We start from the raw sequence: 17,277 nt of genomic DNA, 5'->3' as shown, positions 1-17,277 counted from the left end.
TGGATTATTCCGAGGTATTTCCTGCCGGCACGAGGATTTCCCGATTGCCGTTCGATTGCATGGTCGACACCAGGCCGCTTTGCTCCATCTGCTCCAGCAGACGCGCCGCGCGGTTGTAGCCGATGCGCAAATGACGTTGCACCAGGGAAATCGAAGCCCGGCGGTTTTTCAGCACGACAGCAACGGCCTGATCGTAGAGCTCATCGCCTTCGCTGCCGCCCGCAGCGCCGCCGCCGATTGCCCCTTCGGCATCGTCGGCAACGCCTCCTTCTAGGATGCCCTCGATGTAATTCGGTTCCCCCTGCTCTTTCAGATGGTCCACCACGCGATGGACTTCTTCATCGGAAACAAAGGCGCCATGCACGCGGATCGGCAAGCCGGTACCCGGCGGCATGTACAGCATGTCGCCCATGCCGAGCAACGCTTCCGCGCCCATCTGGTCGAGAATCGTGCGCGAGTCGATCTTGCTGCTGACCTGGAAGGCAATCCGCGTCGGCACGTTGGCCTTGATCAGGCCGGTGATGACGTCGACCGAAGGGCGCTGCGTCGCCAGGATCAGGTGAATACCGGCGGCGCGCGCCTTTTGCGCGATACGGGCGATCAGTTCTTCCACCTTCTTGCCGACCACCATCATCAGGTCGGCCAGTTCGTCGATGATGATGACGATGGTTTCGAGCTGTTCCAGCGGCTCCGGCGCGTCCGGCGTGAGGCTGAACGGATTCGGGATCTTCTCGCCGCGCTTGTCGGCGTCGATGATCTTCTGGTTGTAGCCGGCCAGGTTACGCACGCCCAGCTTGGACATGCGCTTGTAGCGGCGCTCCATCTCGGCCACCGCCCAGTTCAGCGCATGACCGGCCTGGCGCATGTCGGTCACCACCGGCGCCAGCAGATGAGGGATGCCTTCGTAGATCGACAGCTCCAGCATCTTCGGATCGATCAGGATCAGGCGCACCTGTTTCGGCGTCGACTTGTAGAGCAGCGACAGGATGGTGGCGTTGATGCCGACCGATTTACCCGAACCTGTCGTACCCGCGACCAGCAAGTGCGGCATCTTGGCGAGGTCGGCCACCACCGGATTGCCGGCGATGTCTTTGCCGAGCGCCACCGTCAGGCTGGAATGGCTGTCGTTGTAGACCTTGGAGCCGAGAATCTCGGTCAGGCGCACGATCTGGCGCTTGGGGTTAGGCAGCTCCAGGCCCATGAAATTCTTGCCCTGGATGACTTCCACCACGCGGATCGAGGTCAGCGACAGCGAACGCGCAAGGTCGCGCGCCAGGCCGACGATCTGGCTGCCCTTGACGCCGGTCGCCGGTTCGATTTCGTAACGCGTGATCACCGGACCGGGATAGGCCGCGACCACCTTCACTTCGACGCCGAAGTCGGAGAGCTTCTTCTCAATCAGGCGGCTGGTGAATTCCAGCGTCTCGACTGTGACGGTCTGCTGCGCCGGCGGCGCTTCATCCAGCAGCGACAGCGGCGGCAGACCGGAATCGATGTCCTGAAACAGGCTGGTCTGACGTTCCTTCTCGATGCGCTCCGACTTGACCACCGCCACCACTTGCGGCTCGATGCGGATCGGCGGCGCCTCGACGATCTTGGCGCGTTCCTGCACCACGACTTCTTCGCGCTTGACGGCGGCAACGTGGCCGACCTTGCGGTCTTCGCGCGCAGAGTAAAAATTGCGGATCCAGAAAATACCGTCTTCGATGGCGCCGCCGATGCGCTCCACCGCGGCCAGCCAGGACACGTGGAAGAACAGGCTGAAGCCCAGGCCGAACAACAGCAACAGCAGCAAGGTTGCGCCGGTAAAGCCCAGCGACGATTGCGCCGCGCTGCCGATCATCTCGCCCAGCACGCCGCCCGGCGCACGCGGCATGGGCGTCTTCAGCGAGTACATGCGCATGTATTCGATACCGAGACTGCCGGCCAGCAGGAACACAAAGCCGATGGCGCGGATCAGCCCCTCCTGATGATGCTCAGGCTCGGTCTGCTTCTGCACCAGGAAACGGTTGGCCAGATGGCGGTAACTGCGCCAGATGGAGTGCGCCAGCAGCACGCACCACCACCATGCCGACATGCCGAAGATGTACAGCATCAGATCCGCCAGCCAGGCGCCGATGCGGCCGCCCCAGTTGTGCAGGTGCGGCACGGTATTGGCCACCGACCAGCCGGGATCATTGCGCGAGTAAGTCAACAGAATGATGGCAAGGTAGGCAAACAGGGTCGCCATCGCCAGCCAGCGTGCTTCGTAGAGCAAGCGCACCAGCCTGCTGGGCAGCGGCGGCGCTTCGGCGGCTTTGTTGGTGCGGGTGTAGGCTTGGCTGGTTTTGGTCATAAATCTTTATCTGGCGCACTTCAAGAGCTAAGGCGACATTGTAACGGCGATTCTTTGCTGATTCTCTGCTGATTACCGTCCAGAAAACCGGCAAGCGGAAATCGCCCGGCATTTGCACCGCTGCAGCCCTATTGAACGGATAGCGTAATTCCATCGGGCCGGTCCGGCGCTTCGTCTATAATCTTAACCGTTTTGCAGCGCAATATAAGGTAAACGGCAACATAAGCCGACAAGCAACGCAACGTGCCGCTAGCGGCCCTGGCCCCTGCACATATTGAAATCCGGCAGACCGGCATCATGTGCTTTGAGTACCATGCGAGCCCCCATGTTGCTGCTGCACCCACTTCTGTTCAGTTCACTAAGAGTATTTTATGACCACGTCCAAACACGCCAAGGTTTTGATTCTCGGTTCCGGCCCCGCCGGTTACAGCGCCGCCGTCTACGCTGCGCGCGCCAACCTCAATCCGGTGCTGATCACCGGCGTCGAGCAAGGCGGCCAGTTGATGACCACCACCGACGTCGAGAACTGGCCGGGCGACCCGATGGGCGTGCAAGGTCCGGAACTGATGCAACGCCTGCTGCAACATGCAGAACGTTTCAATACTGAAATCATTTTCGACCATATCCACACCACCAAATTGTCGGAAAAGCCATTCCGCCTGATCGGCGACTCGGGCGAGTACACCTGCGACGCGCTGATCATCGCCACCGGCGCCTCGGCGCAATACCTCGGCCTGCCGTCGGAAGAAGCCTTCATGGGCAAGGGCGTGTCCGCCTGCGCCACCTGCGACGGTTTCTTCTATCGCGGCAAGGAAGTGGCCGTGGTCGGCGGCGGCAATACTGCGGTAGAAGAAGCGCTGTATCTGTCGAACATCGCCAGCAAGGTCACCATCATCCATCGCCGCGACAAGTTCCGCGCCGAGCCTATCCTGATCGACCGCCTGCTGCACAAGGTCACCGAGGGCAAGATCGAGATCAAATGGCATCACACGCTCGATGAAGTCATCGGCGACGACAGCGGCGTAACCGGCATCAAGATCAAGTCGACGCAGGACGGCAGCGTCACGCCGATCACCTTGCACGGCCTGTTCATCGCCATCGGCCACAAGCCGAACACCGGCATTTTCGACGGCCAGCTCGACATGCATAACGGCTACATCAAGACCCGCACCGGCCTCGAAGGTTTCGCCACCGCCACCAGCATCAACGGCGTGTTCGCCGCCGGCGACGTGCAGGACCACATCTACCGCCAGGCCATTACCAGCGCCGGCACCGGCTGTATGGCGGCGCTCGATGCCCAGCGTTATCTGGAAGGTCTGGAGTAACGTTCGTGCTGCTCTCCCGCTGAGTTCGGGAGAGCATTTTCATCCCTCACCGGTTCGCGAACCATGGCGACTATCAAGGATTTTTCCGCGCTCAAGTCGTTGCGCAAGGATCTCAAGGCGCAGGAAGAAGCACGCCTTGCCGCTGAACGCCAGCGCATTGCAGACGAAAAACGCCTGCGCGAAGAAGCCGACATTTTCCGCAACAGCATCGGCAAGGTAGCGCCGCTGCGCAACAACGACAAAGCCACCCTCATGCCGCCGCAACCGTTACCGATTGCGCGCCAGCACATCGCCGACGAGCAGGCGGCGCTCATGGAATCGCTGTCCGACGAATTCACCTTCGACACCCTGCTCAACAGCGATGAAAACCTGAGCTTCGCCCGTCCCGGCGTGGGCAGCGACGTGCTCAGCAAACTGCGCCGCGGCCATTGGGTGATCCAGAATCAGCTCGACCTGCACGGCCTGCGCCGCGACGAAGCGCGCGAAGCGCTCGGCGAATTCCTGCGCCAGGCGCGCCGCCGCGGCCAACGCTGCGTGCGCATCATCCACGGCAAGGGACTGGGCTCGGTCAACAAGGAGCCGGTGCTGAAACAAAAAGTGCGCAACTGGCTGGCGCAAAAGGATGAGGTCATCGCCTTTTGCCAGGCGCGTCCGGCCGACGGCGGTTCAGGCGCGCTGGTGGTGCTGCTGCAGTCGAGCACGCCGACCAACGTGGCCTGACGAAATCCGCGCCGCGATTGCGCGGCATTGCGGCCCTGCATGTTCAGCGTATTTTCAGCATTTCCGCCAGCCAGTCGACGAAGGCCCGTACGCGCGGCGACAAATGCCGGTTGTGCGAATACACGATCGACACCGGCATAGGCGGCGGTTTGAACGCCGGCAGCACTTCTTCCAGCACGCCCTGCTCCAGCAAGTCTTCCACGCCGAAACGCGGCGCCTGCACGATGCCCAATCCCGCCAGGCAACACGCCATATAGGCTTCGGAACTGGCCACCGACACCTGGCCTTGCAGCTTCAATGTTTTCAGCTCGCCGTTCTGCATGTACTCCCACGGCAAATCGCGGCCGGTGCGGCTGGAGAAATAATTGATCATCATGTGCTTGTCCAGCTCCGCCAGCGTGCGCGGACGGCCGTGACGATCCAGATAGTCTTTCGACGCGTAGGTGATCTGCTCCATCGCGCCGATGCTGCGCGCAATCAGCGTCGAATCGCTGAGGATGCCGACCCGCACCACGCAATCGACGCCCTCGCCGACCAGATCGACGAAACGGTCGCTGGCGTTGAGCTTCAGGCGGATATCCGGATAACGGGCAAAGAATGCCGGCAATTGCGGAATCACCACCTTGTGCGCCAGCCGTTCCGGCAAGTCCACGCGCACGATGCCCTGCGGCTGCTCGCGGTCGAAAAGGTTTTCCACATCCTGGAATTCCGCCAGCAGGCGCTGGCAGCGTTCCAGATAGGCCGCGCCGTCGTCGGTCAGCGTCACCTTGCGCGTGGTCCGCTGCAGCAGGCGCACGCCGACGCGCTTCTCCACCGATTGGATCGCATTGGTCACGGTCGCCGCCGGCAAGCCCATCTGCTCGGCGGTCTTGCTGAAGCTCCCCAGTTCGGCTACACGCACGAACACTTCCATTGCCTGAAGACGGTCCATTTTTATAATTATCCATTTTCGAATAAAGAAATCATTTTAACGCTATTTATTCAGGAATAAATAAGTCCAATAATACGATCCAGGCGCTCAGGCATTCCTGCCGGACCGGCGCATCACTTTATTGACTGGAAGGAATCATCATGGAACAACGCACATTGGGCCGCAACGGCCTGCTTTCATCGGCAATCGGACTGGGCTGCATGGGCATGTCCGATCTGTACGGCCCGGCCGACGAGCAAGACGGCATCGCCACCATCCACGCTGCGCTGGAAGCCGGCGTCACGCTGCTCGACACCGGCGACTTCTACGGCATGGGCCACAATGAAATGCTGATTCGCGACGCGCTGCGCGGCGCCGGAAGCAAGCGCGACAATGCGCTCATCAGCGTCAAGTTCGGCGCCATGCGCGACGCCGGCGGCAACTGGGTCGGCATGGACAATCGCCCGGCAGCGGTCAAGAATTTCCTCGCCTATACGCTGCGCCGCCTTGGCGCCGATCACATCGACATCTACCGCCCTGCGCGCCTCGATCCCAACGTGCCGATTGAAGAAACCGTCGGCGCCATTGCCGAAGAGGTCAAGGCAGGCCGCGTACGCCATATCGGCTTGTCGGAAGTCGGCGCCGACACCCTGCGCCGCGCCCACGCCGTCCATCCCATCGCCGACCTGCAGATCGAGTATTCGCTGATCTCGCGCGGTATTGAAAAGGACATCCTGCCGACCTGCCGCGAACTGGGCATCGGCATCACCGCCTACGGCGTGCTGTCGCGCGGCCTGATCAGCGGCCACTGGGATCCGTCGCGCCAGCTGGCGGCCAACGACTTCCGCAGCACCAACCCGCGTTTTTCCGGCGACAACCTCAAGCACAACCTGTCGCTGATCGACGTGCTGCGCGCCGTCGCCGCCGACAAACAAGCCACGCCGGCGCAGGTCGCCATCGCCTGGGTGCTGGCGCAAGGCAGCGACATCGTGCCGCTGGTCGGCGCACGTCGTCCCGAGCGCCTGGCCGAGTCGCTGGGCGCGCTGAGCCTCACGCTGACTGCGCAGGATCTGGCGCGCATCGAAGACGCCATTCCCGCCGGCGCCGCAGCAGGTGATCGCTACGCCGCCTACGCGATGGCGCATCTGGACAGCGAGAAATAAGGTGCAATGCAAGACCGGCCGGACGTCGGTGTCCGGCCGGATCATCAGAACAGATTGAACTGGCCGGATAGCGATACCCGCGGCGGACGCGCGGGCGGGACGAATTGCGACGCATCGAGCATGTCGAACCACCCGCGCTGATGCATGGCGCTGCGTTGCACCGCCTTGTCGAAACGCTGGCGAATCAGATCGGCCCATACGCCCTCGCCGCGCATGCGCGTGGCGAAATCCGAATCGTTGTCCTTACCTCCGCGCATCTCGCGGATGCGATTCATCACGCGATTGGCGCGCTCGGGAAAATGCGTCAGCAGCCATTGCTGAAACAGCGGATTGACCTCCCACGGCAAACGCAGCACGGTGTAACCGGCGCGGCGCGCGCCTGCCTCGGCAGCCGCGGCGACGATGCTTTCCAGCTCAGGCTCATTGATGAAGGGAATGATGGGCGCAATGCTGACGCTGACCGGAATGCCGGCGTCAGTCAGCGTGCGGATCACACGCAGACGCCGTGTCGGCGTGGCCGCGCGCGGCTCCAGCTTGCGCGCCAGCGCAGGATCGAGCGTGGCGATGGTCACCGCTGCGATCACTTGCCGTCGTGAGGCCATGGCGGCAAGGATGTCGACGTCGCGCTCTATCAATGACGACTTGGTGATCAGCGCCGCCGGATGACGGCAGTCGTCGAGCACCTGCAGCACGCGGCGCGTGATCTGCAGCTCGCGCTCGCAGGGCTGGTAGGCATCGGTATTGATGCCGACAGTGATGGTCTCGGCAACATAGGACGGTTTCGCCAGCTCCTTGCGCAGCAACTCCGGCGCATTCACCTTGGCGAAAATCCGGCTCTCGAAATCCAGTCCCGGCGACAAACCCAGATAGGCGTGCGTGGGGCGGGCAAAACAGTAAACACAACCGTGTTCACAGCCGCGATAAGGGTTCAGCGACACATTGAACGGCAGGTCGGGAGACTTGTTGCGGCTGATGATGGTTTTGGCGACTTCTTCCGTGACGATGGTGCGCAGCGTATCCGGCTCGCCACCCTGGCCCTCCTCTTCACCGGCGCCCCAGCCGTCGTCGAAGCCGACGCGCTGTTCGGTTTCATACCGCCCCTGGATATTGCTGACGGCGCCGCGCCCCTTGCGGGCGTCGAACACCTGCGAGAACGTCTCGCCGGCGCTCTCCAGCGTACGCGTCGTCTGCAGCGGCACCGGTCGGTAAGTTGACTTTGCCATGACCATCCTTCGATATAATATACTGTATAAATATACAGTATATCGCATCGTTGGAACGCCATGCTGGTCAAGCCATATTCAGTTCAGAAAACGCGCGCCGCTGGTCATGGCGGCCATGTCCACAAACAAGGAAGCGTTGTGATTGTCGGGCGAAAAATTGATCGCGTAACCACCGCCGTCGTAGTTGCGCACATTGATGCTCTCCAGGGCGCGGATCAGTTTCTCGCGCGTGAGATCGCGCCGCGCCCGCCGCAAGCCTTCCACCAGAACCCGCGCGGCGATATAACCTTCCAGGCTGCTGAAAGTGAGATCCTGGTAGCCGGCTTCAGACATGCACTGGCGATACTCCGCGACCAGCGGCATCGACACCCGCCACGGAAACGGCACCACCTGCGTCACCAGCATGCCGCGCGCTAGATCGCCGAGCTCTTCCGCCAGCGCTTTCTGTCCGACGAACGAGATGGCGAAGAATTGCCCCAGATAGCCTCGGCCGCGCAGGGCTCTGACGATACGCGCGTTGGTCAGGTAATTCGCGCTGAGCAGCATCACCACTTCGCTGCGGGCTGCCAGCACTTTGTCAACCACAGGCTCGACGTTTCTTCCGTCCATGTCGATGTCGATGGTGACCAGATCGACGGCCTCTTCCCTGGCGCTGCTTTCCACTGCCTGCTTGACCGACACGCCATACTGATCCTGCTGATAGACCAGTGCAAACTTGCGCAAGCCCATGCTGCTGAGATTGCGCAAGGCGTAGAGATACTCGTCGGCGTAGCTGGCGCGCAGAGTAAAGACGTAGCGGTTGAACGGTGAATAGACAGACGCGCCGCCGGTCATCGGCGCAAAGAAAGGGACCCGGGCTTTGGCGGCGACAGAAAGCGCGGCCTGGCTGGTCGGTAAACCGACGAAACCGAACAAGGCGAACACCTTGTCGTTTTCAATGAGTTGGCGGGTATTGTAGGCAGCCAGGGAGGGGATGTATCTGTCGTCGCGCGTGACCAGCTCGATGCGCCGTCCGTGCACGCCGCCCTGCTTGTTGATCTTGTTGAAGTACGCCCTGGCGCCGATCAGCAGTTGCCGCGACATCTGCGCCGTAGGCCCGGACAGTCCGGCGGACTGCCCCAGCAGAATACGGGTATTGGTGACACCCGTTTCGGCATGTACCGGAGAGAATGACCACGCCAGCAGCAACGGAAGAATTCGAAACAACCAGTTTCGATACCGCTCCTGCATGCGTTCTCCCCTTCACGGTTTAGACCGCTTCCGCTCCTGTCTCACCGGTACGGATGCGAATGACCTGCTCAACTTCCTGCACAAAAATCTTGCCGTCGCCGATCTTGCCGGTGCGCGCCGCCTTGATAATGGCGTCCACGACAGGTTCGACCACGCTGTTGTCGACAACGACTTCGATCTTTACCTTGGGCAGGAAATCGACCACATATTCCGCGCCGCGATACAGCTCGGTGTGGCCCTTCTGACGGCCAAAACCCTTGACTTCGGTCACGGTCAGACCTGTGACGCCCACCTCGGCCAGCGACTCGCGCACTTCGTCCAACTTGAACGGTTTGATGATAGCAGTGACTTGCTTCATGACAACTCCCTCCTTATAAAATGCCGCAATAAATCAAATTAAATCTATCAGAGTTTTCAGCGCACGCGCCTGAATGCATGCGCTGACCTACCTCGCATTGAAATGCCGCTTACTCACGAAATCTCGACGTGATCGGATAGCGCCAGTCGCGCCCGAATGCACGATGCGTCACCCGAATACCGACCGGCGCCTGACGGCGCTTGTATTCGTTGATCTTGATCAGGCGTGTGATGCGTTCGATATCTTCCATACGATAACCGGCGGCTTCGATTTCGCCAATGCTGCGGTTTTCTTCCATGTACATCTGCATGATGCCATCGAGCACTTCGTAAGGCGGCAGCGAATCCTGATCCTTTTGATCCGGGCGCAGCTCGGCCGAAGGCGGACGCGTCAGGATACGCTCCGGGATCACCGGCGACACGCTGTTGCGATAAGCGCACAGGCGATACACCAGCGTCTTGGCGATATCCTTGATCACCGCAAAGCCGCCGGCCATGTCGCCGTACAGCGTGCAGTAGCCGACCGCCATCTCGCTCTTGTTGCCGGTGGTGAGGACGATGGATCCGTACTTGTTGGACATCGCCATCAGCAGCGTGCCGCGAATGCGCGCCTGGATGTTTTCTTCGGTGGTGTCTTCCTTGAGCCCCTTGAATTCTTCAGACAAGGTGTTGCGGAAGGCGGTGAAGCATTCGTTGATGGAAATCTCGTCGTAACGCACCTTGATGCGCTCGACCATGTCGCGCGAGTCGAGCCAGGAAATATCGGCCGTGTAAGGCGACGGCATCATGATCGCACGCACCTTGTCGGCGCCCAGCGCATCGACTGCAATGGCCAGCGTCAGCGCGGAATCGACCCCGCCCGACAAGCCGATCAGCACGCTCGGAAAACCGTTCTTGCCGACATAATCGCGCACGCCCAGCACCAGCGCCTGATACACCTGCGCTTCGATCGACAGCGCCGGCGCCATCTTCGGGTCACGGATCTGCACGCCGTCGAATGTTATCAGTTGCAGGTCTTCTTCCGCATGCGCCAGGCTCGCGACCAGCTCGCCGGCGATATCCATGGCGAAGGAATTGCCGTCGAAAATCAGTTCATCCTGGCCGCCCACCAGATTGGCGAACACCAGCGGCATCCCTTGTCGGGTCACATTGGCGCGCATCACGTCCAGGCGCAGCAATTGCTTGTTCATGTGGTACGGCGAGCCGTTCAGGATCAGCAATACCTGTGCGCCGGCCTGCTTTGCCAGCGCGGGCGCGCACGGGAACCAGGTGTCTTCGCAGATGTTGATGCCGAACCTGGTGCCCTTGACGTCGAAGACGACGGCCTGTTCCGACGAAGTGAAATAGCGCTTCTCGTCGAAGACGCTGTCGTTCGGCAGTTCCAGTTTGCTGTAGGTGGCGGTGATCCGGCCATTGAGCAACACCGAGGCGGAGTTGAAGCGCGCACCATCTTTGAGCGTCGGATGGCCGACGACGACGTGCACGTCTTTCAACGTCGCCAGCTCGGCGGCGAGCGTCTGCAACGCTTCTTCGGTTTTTGCGTAGAATGCCTGACGCAGCAAAAGGTCTTCCGGTGGGTAACCCACCAGCGACAATTCAGGCGTAAGGACGATATCGGCGCCCTGCTCGGCGGCACGACGCGAAAATTCGGCGATTTTGTTGCGATTGCCCGAAATATCCCCAACTGTGCTGTTGATCTGGGCGATGGCGACTTTGACTGACATGATGGCAGGTAAGAATGAGTAAGAAAATGACGACGATGAAGACCAAAGGCGGAACACCGATGCCAGGGAGCTGCACGCAGTGAACGCAGAAGTCCATTATCGCACGCGAATCATTTCTTCTCTGGCCGAAATTGGCCAAAGCCAGTGGGATGCGCTGGTCGCTGCGCAGCCGGATGCAACGCCCTTTCTGTCCTACGCTTTCCTGCACGCGCTGCACGAAAGCGGCTCGGCCGCCAAAGAAGCCGGCTGGGAACCGCAGTACCTGACGCTGTGGCAAGACGATCAGCTCAAGGCGGCGCTGCCGCTCTACCTGAAATACCACTCCTACGGCGAATACGTGTTCGACTGGGCCTGGGCCGAGGCGTACGAGCGTCACGGCTTGCCGTATTACCCCAAACTGCTGTCGGCGATTCCCTTCACGCCGGTGACCGGGGGACGACTGCTGGCGCATGACGACACCGCCCGGCAGGCGCTGGTGCAGGCCCTGGGCGAATTGCAAAGCGCAGCAGAAACGTCGTCGACGCACATCCTCTATCCCCCCGAAGCGGAAGCCCGGACGCTGGCGCAAGCCGGCTTCATGCTGCGCAGCGGCGTGCAATTCCACTGGCATAACGAAGGTTATCGCGACTTCGGCGAATTCCTGTCGACGCTGGAGCGCAAGAAGCGCAAGAACATCCTCGCCGAACGGCGCAAGGTGGCCGAGGCCGGCGTGAGCTTCCGCCATCTCGACGGCGCCGAGGCGACGGAAAAGGACTGGCGCTTTTTCCATCGCTGCTATCGCCACACCTATTCGGCGCACTATTCCACGCCCTACCTGAATCTGGATTTCTTTCTGCGCATCGCCGCCGACATGCCGCAACACCTGCTGCTGACGGTGGCCTACCGCGACGGCAAGCCGATCGCCTCGTCGCTGGTGGTGCATGACGCCCACTCGCTCTATGGCCGCTATTGGGGCGCCCTCGAAGAAGTGCCTTGCCTGCATTTCGAAACCGCCTACTACCAGCCGCTGGAGTTTTGCATCGCCAACAAGATCGCCTGGTTCGAGGGCGGCGCGCAAGGCGAACACAAGATGGCGCGCGGCTTCCTGCCGCAAAAAACCTGGTCGGCGCACTGGCTGGCGCACCCCTCGTTTGCCGATGCGGTGGAACGCTTCCTGGAACGCGAGGGCGGCGGCATCAACGATTACCTGAGCGAACTCAACGAACGCAATCCGTTTCGCACCTCATCGCCGACCTGATCCGCGCCCGGCACGGACGTAAAAAAGCGCACCCTTGAGTGCGCTTTTTTGTCGGCAAGGCCGGAATTGCTCGATTACTTGGCTTGCTGCTTCTTGAAGGCTTCGACGCCTGCCAGGATTTCGGCCTTGGCGGATTCAGGACCTTCCCAACCATCGATCTTGACCCATTTACCCTTTTCCAGATCCTTGTAGTGCTCAAAGAAATGCTGGATCTGCTTCAGGCGCAGCTCGTTCATGTCTTCCGGCTTCTGCCAGTGGGTGTAGATCGGCAGCACCTTGTCGACCGGCACGGCCAGCAACTTGGCGTCGACGCCGGATTCGTCGGTCATCTTCAGCACGCCGATAGGACGGCAGCGCACGACAACGCCCGGGAACAGCGGAAACGGCGTGATCACCAGCACGTCGACCGGGTCGCCGTCTTCCGACAATGTTTGCGGGATGTAGCCGTAGTTGCACGGATAGTGCATCGCGGTGCCCATGAAGCGATCAACGAAAATCGCGCCGGTATCCTTATCCACTTCGTACTTGATCGGATCGGCGTTCATCGGGATCTCGATGATCACATTGAAGTCGTTAGGCAGGTCGCGGCCGGACGGGACGTTATTCAGGCTCATGGTGCTTTCTCGTAAGGAAATGAAGAATTGGGGAAAGCCGAGATTATAACGGCATTCAGACTAACGGCCCGCACATCCGGCCCGGATAGTTGCGCTCTTGAAGCCGGGCAATAAAAATCGCCGCCGGATCCGGGTCGGGATGCGGCGGCGATTTTGTACAACCGGCAATGCCGGAGTTTCAGCGGATGGCGGTCGCCAATGCGCATTGCTTGTAATGCGCCGACGCCTGATCATGCTGGTCCAGCGCCTCATGCAACTGCGCCAGGCTCAGATGCGACTCACGCACGGTGCGCGGCTCCAGCGCGTCGGACAAGGCCTGCTCCAGATGGCGCTGCGCCTTGCCCCACAGTTTTTGGCGCAGGCAGAACATGCCCAGCGTCAATGCCAGTTCGGCATCGGTAGGACGCTTTGCCAGCCAGGATTCGCAACGCTCGATCTGCGCCAGCAAGGCCGGCGAACCGGCTTCTGCCGTCGACTCGCGGTAAGCGCGGATCAGGCGGTCATCCCAGTCGGCCGCCAGTGCGCGTTCCAGCAAGGTGCGCGCTTCGTCGTGCAGGCTGCGGCTGCTGAATGCCTGCGCGGCGCGTGCGGCGATGAAAGGCTTGAGACGATCGGCGTTGGGCACCTCGGCCCACAGGCGGCGAATCGATTCGGCGTCGTGCGAACGGTCCGACAGCAAGGCGTCGTAAGCCATTTCGCGCAGGCGGTTGGACAAGGCCGGATGCAGCGCATTGCGCTTGTCCAGCGTCTGCACCAGACGCAGCACTTCCGGCCAGTTCTTGGCTTGCTGGTTGGCCTTGAGCGCCCATTGCAGCGCCTGGATGTGGCGTGTGCCGTTGGCGTTGAGTTCTTCGACCGTTTCCAGCGCGGCCTTGAACTGGTGGTCATCGACCAGCAATTCGAGGCTGGTCATCAGTCGCGCAGCCTTGAGTCCGTTGTCGCCGTCGGTGCTGGCCAGCCAGATATCGCGGCGCTCGGTCTGGCGCATGCGATGCGCGGCGCGGGCGCCGACCAGGGCGGCGATGCCGGCGTTTTCAGGCAGTTCGGCAGCGCGCGTGGCGGCCTTTTCGGCGTGGCCGAAGCGGCCTTCGAAGAAGGCTTTCAGGGAATCGCGCAAGGCCTTGTTGCCTTCATTTTCACGCTTCTGACGACGATAGGCGATCACGCGGCCCGGTAATTTCTGCGTCAGGCGCACGGCACGGATCACTACGTACAACGCAATGAACAGGACAATCACTGCCAGCAGGAAGAAGTTCAGCGACAGGTCAACCCGGTACGGCGGATAGAACAGCACCACATTGCCGGGGTTGAAGCGCGCCACTACCGCCAGGCCGATGGCGGAGGCAAACAGGGTAAGAAGCCAGAGGAGAATTCGCATATAACTGTTAGGCCGCTTTAATTGACACGCCGGCTTTTGTAATTACGCACCGCGTTGATGCTTTCGCTGAGCGTCGGCATCTGGATCGACAGGTTGCTGCCCTGAACTTGCTTCAACAGCGCTTGCGTGGTCTGCACTTGCTTGGCGCGGGTGTCGAAGTACTTGGCAATCGTGTCCTGCGCTGCGCTGAGGTCGTTGCGGAAGGCAAATTCGTTGCGCGACAACAGCGCCAGGCGGGCATTGAGCAAGCGCAGCTTGAGGTTTTCGCGTGCGTAGTAAGCCTGGGTCGGCGACAACAGCAAGGCGTCCGGCGTATCGACGCTGCGGATACGCACCAGTTGCTTCAGCTCGGTCCACATTTCTGAGCTGAGGCTTTGCCACTTGTCTTGCGCGTTGGCCAGCCAGTCGTTGGCGGGCGCCGCATCAGCAGGCTGTCCCTTGCCGTTAGGCTTGGCAGCATTGGCGGCCTTCGGCGCCGGGCGGACAGGCTGTTTCTTCGGTTCGGTCACGGAGACCACCGGCTTCTCGTCCGACAGCAAAGGCATGCCGTCGATCTGGCCGATGACGCTGTCGAGGCGCACCGCGATGCCGGGCACGTCCACCGTCGGCAAGGCTTTCAGGCGGTCCTGGTCGCGCGCGATGGCGCGGCGGATGGCGATGAATTGCGGTTTGTCCGAGCGCGACAGGCTCTTGTCGGCGTTGCCGAGCGCGATCAGCGCGCCTTGCACGTTGCCGGCCAGTTCCAGTTGCTGGCTTGCGGTCGACAGGACTTCTTCGATTTCGGACAAGGCCCAGTCGTCGCGGTTCTTGGAGAGATCCTGATACAGCTGTTCCAGCGCCAGTTGCTGGCTTTGCGATTCAGCCTGCTTGCTGTCGAGGACGCTGACCTTGGCCTGCAATTCCTTGGTGCTTTCCTGCACGGTCTTCAACACGCCTTTAACTTCGGTGTTGGCGACGTCGCCGGTTTGCAGCCGGCGCGCGACTTCTTCCCGCAGGCTGCGAATTTCGGAATGCGACATCCACCATTGCGCCACCAGCACGACGGCCAGCACGACAATGAGGAAAGTCAGCAGCCGCAGGCGCTTTTTCAGCACGCCGTTGTCCGATGGTGTGAAGGAAGGGAGCACCATGCTCGCCTGCAGTCCGGGATCCGCTTTCGCGTCCGGCTGGTTCTGGTCGGGGGAGGATTGCAGTTCGTTCATGGTCGGGATTGTAACGCGGCAAGCAGTCGTTCGTCGCCTGATCCGGTCATGGTCACATGGGAGAAAGCCAGCGATCGCGCTGTTTCAGCGATCCTCTGGTGCGAAACGATCATTTTGTTACGTTGCAGTTTTACCACACACTCGGCGCCGAGTACATCTGTGGTTATCTGCAACAAGTTGCGCAATGCCTCGGAACTGGTGACGATCCATTCGCTGTCGGCCTCGATCAGAGCACGCAATTGCGCGATCTTTGCCTCGTCCATCTGCGGCGTCAAACGCTCGTAGGCGGTCGCGTGCTCCACAGAAACCTGTTCGGCGCGCAGCATGTCGGTCAAAAAATCGCGCCCCGCCTGACCGCGCACGATCAACACGCGCTTGCCGCGCAAGCTGTCGAGGGCTAGCGCCTTGAACAATTCTTCCGAATCCATGCGCTCGCTGTTGCGCGGCGCGTAGATCGTGGCGTTGTCGTCGCCGACGCCGTGACGCTGCAAGGCAAGCCGGCTGCCCTCACCGACGATGCCGATGGCGACGCCGTCCGGCCAGGCCTGGATGAAGCGGAACGCCGCATCGACTGCGTTCGGGCTCACAAACACGACCAGCGCATAACGATCCAGCATGGACAAGACCGCTTGCAACTCGCCGGGGTCGGCGACCGGGGCGATCTCCAGCAAAGGAAAAATCACCGCTGCGCGCCCCAAGGCCGCGACCTGCCCCGCAAAGGCTTGCGCCTGCGCCAACGGGCGCGTGATGACTACCGGCCGGGAACCGAGGTCCGCCACAGCGCTCCTTTCAGAGTTTGATTCAGAGATCGGCTCAGGGATGGATTCCGAGATCGAATACGCCGGGACGATTATTCCGCCCCGGCCGATTCAGCCTTGCATGCGGCCAAAATAGCTTCTGCGCCCTGAGCTTGCAAGAGATCGGCGACTTGCTTGCCCAGCGCTTCCGGCGCATCGGCCGGGCCGCTGGCTTCAGCGGCGGCGATCTGTTGGCCGTCGGGCGTGGCAACCATCGCGCGCATGTGCATGTTGTCGCCGTCTATCGTGGCAAACGCCGCCAGCGGGATCTGGCAACTGCCGCCGAAGGTGCGCGACAAGGTGCGTTCGGCCGTCACCGCACGGTCGGTAGCCAGATGGTTGATCGGCGCCAGCACGCGTTGCAAGTCGGCGCGGTCGGCAAGAATCTCGATCGCCATCGCGCCCTGCCCCGGTGCCGGCAGACTTTGTTCCGGCGGAATCGCCGAGCGAACACGCGACTCCAGGCCGAGCCGCTTCAGCCCCGCCACGGCGAGGATGATGGCGGCATAGTCGCCGCGGTCGAGCTTGCCCAGGCGCGTGTCGAGATTGCCGCGCAAGGGCTTGATGACCAGGTGCGGATAACGCGCAGCGATCAAGGCCTGGCGGCGCAGGCTGCTGGTGCCGACCACCGCGCCGGCGGGCAAATCGTCCAGCCCGGCGTAGTCGTTGGAGACGAAGGCGTCGCGCGGATCTTCGCGCTCCAGAATGCCGCCCAGCACAAAGCCTTCCGGCAGCTCCATCGGCACATCCTTGAGGGAATGCACGGCCATGTCGGCGCGTCCCTCGGCCATGGCGACTTCCAGCTCCTTCACAAACAAACCCTTGCCGCCGACCTTGGACAGCGTGCGATCGAGGATCTGATCGCCGCGGGTGGTCATTCCGAGGATAGTTATGCTGCACTGCGGATATAATGCGGCTAACCGGTCGCGTACATGCTCGGCTTGCCACATGGCGAGGCGGCTTTCGCGCGAAGCGATGACCAGCCTGGAGGGAGGAAATTCTTTCAAGGGGGCTCTTCCGGTAGTCGCCGAGTCACCTGTGAAGGTGCCCGGCGCATAAAAA

At 61.4% G+C, this 17,277-nt stretch carries 15 protein-coding genes; 4 read left to right on the top strand and 11 right to left on the bottom strand.

Translation table 11 applies throughout. The features are described from left to right. Positions 1-4 precede the first annotated feature (4 nt). A complete protein-coding gene (locus AKL25_RS05545; protein WP_050476668.1) occupies positions 5-2,335 on the bottom strand; it encodes a DNA translocase FtsK in 2,331 nt (776 codons plus the stop codon). Between the two features lie 371 nt (positions 2,336-2,706). On the opposite strand from AKL25_RS05545, the gene trxB reads away from it, so the two are divergent. Continuing rightward, positions 2,707-3,660, top strand: a complete 954-nt coding sequence (gene trxB, locus AKL25_RS05540; RefSeq protein ID WP_050476667.1) for a thioredoxin-disulfide reductase — start codon at positions 2,707-2,709, stop codon at positions 3,658-3,660. A 63-nt stretch (positions 3,661-3,723) separates the two neighbouring features. Further along, a complete protein-coding gene (locus AKL25_RS05535) occupies positions 3,724-4,380 on the top strand; it encodes a Smr/MutS family protein (RefSeq protein ID WP_050476666.1) in 657 nt (218 codons plus the stop codon). Positions 4,381-4,423: 43 nt separating this feature from the next. On the opposite strand, the gene AKL25_RS05530 is transcribed toward AKL25_RS05535, so the two are convergent. Next, positions 4,424-5,311 (bottom strand): LysR family transcriptional regulator, encoded by an 888-nt coding sequence (locus tag AKL25_RS05530; protein WP_050476665.1) that lies wholly within the window; start codon positions 5,309-5,311, stop codon positions 4,424-4,426. Positions 5,312-5,451: 140 nt separating this feature from the next. Between AKL25_RS05530 and AKL25_RS05525 the strand changes: the two genes are divergently transcribed. Continuing rightward, on the top strand, positions 5,452-6,453 hold the full coding sequence (locus AKL25_RS05525; protein WP_050476664.1) for an aldo/keto reductase: 1,002 nt from the start codon (positions 5,452-5,454) through the stop codon (positions 6,451-6,453). 44 nt (positions 6,454-6,497) lie between these two features. On the opposite strand, the gene AKL25_RS05520 is transcribed toward AKL25_RS05525, so the two are convergent. The 4 genes from AKL25_RS05520 to AKL25_RS05505 all read right to left on the bottom strand — a co-directional run bounded on the left by AKL25_RS05520 (position 6,498) and on the right by AKL25_RS05505 (position 10,987). Continuing rightward, the gene (locus AKL25_RS05520) at positions 6,498-7,676 is read right to left on the bottom strand and encodes a PA0069 family radical SAM protein (RefSeq protein WP_050476958.1); all 1,179 of its coding nucleotides are present in this window, start codon (positions 7,674-7,676) and stop codon (positions 6,498-6,500) included. Between the two features lie 78 nt (positions 7,677-7,754). Then, a complete protein-coding gene (locus AKL25_RS05515; protein ID WP_167541858.1) occupies positions 7,755-8,882 on the bottom strand; it encodes an ABC transporter substrate-binding protein in 1,128 nt (375 codons plus the stop codon). A 43-nt stretch (positions 8,883-8,925) separates the two neighbouring features. Next, the gene (locus AKL25_RS05510) at positions 8,926-9,264 is read right to left on the bottom strand and encodes a P-II family nitrogen regulator (protein WP_007881397.1); all 339 of its coding nucleotides are present in this window, start codon (positions 9,262-9,264) and stop codon (positions 8,926-8,928) included. Positions 9,265-9,373: 109 nt separating this feature from the next. Further along, positions 9,374-10,987: an NAD+ synthase gene (locus AKL25_RS05505; protein WP_050476662.1), complete on the bottom strand. Its 1,614-nt coding sequence runs from the start codon at positions 10,985-10,987 to the stop codon at positions 9,374-9,376. Positions 10,988-11,066: 79 nt separating this feature from the next. Here AKL25_RS05505 and AKL25_RS05500 point away from each other — a divergent pair, with 79 nt between their 5' ends. After that, entirely contained in the window at positions 11,067-12,224 is a 1,158-nt protein-coding gene (locus AKL25_RS05500; protein ID WP_083444587.1) for a GNAT family N-acetyltransferase, read from the top strand. A gap of 74 nt (positions 12,225-12,298) precedes the next feature. Here AKL25_RS05500 and ppa read toward each other — a convergent pair whose 3' ends face one another. From ppa to hemC, 5 genes are all read right to left on the bottom strand, one after another. Next, entirely contained in the window at positions 12,299-12,838 is a 540-nt protein-coding gene (ppa, locus tag AKL25_RS05495) for an inorganic diphosphatase (protein WP_050476660.1), read from the bottom strand. 178 nt (positions 12,839-13,016) lie between these two features. Next, on the bottom strand, positions 13,017-14,216 hold the full coding sequence (locus AKL25_RS05490) for a heme biosynthesis protein HemY (RefSeq protein ID WP_050476659.1): 1,200 nt from the start codon (positions 14,214-14,216) through the stop codon (positions 13,017-13,019). A gap of 17 nt (positions 14,217-14,233) precedes the next feature. Further along, a complete protein-coding gene (locus tag AKL25_RS05485; protein WP_050476658.1) occupies positions 14,234-15,418 on the bottom strand; it encodes a uroporphyrinogen-III C-methyltransferase in 1,185 nt (394 codons plus the stop codon). Then, entirely contained in the window at positions 15,415-16,197 is a 783-nt protein-coding gene (locus tag AKL25_RS05480) for a uroporphyrinogen-III synthase (protein ID WP_050476657.1), read from the bottom strand. The genes AKL25_RS05485 and AKL25_RS05480 overlap by 4 nt, the downstream gene beginning before the upstream one ends. Positions 16,198-16,268: 71 nt before the next feature. Further along, positions 16,269-17,222 (bottom strand): hydroxymethylbilane synthase, encoded by a 954-nt coding sequence (gene hemC / locus AKL25_RS05475; RefSeq protein ID WP_050476656.1) that lies wholly within the window; start codon positions 17,220-17,222, stop codon positions 16,269-16,271. Between the last annotated feature and the right edge of the window lie 55 nt (positions 17,223-17,277).

It is taken from the genome of Herbaspirillum rhizosphaerae (assembly GCF_001189965.1).
Classification (GTDB): Bacteria; Pseudomonadota; Gammaproteobacteria; order Burkholderiales; family Burkholderiaceae_D; genus Herbaspirillum; species Herbaspirillum rhizosphaerae.
The sequence above is the reverse complement of the archived record's forward strand: the minus strand, read 5'-3'. Positions and strand labels throughout refer to the sequence as shown.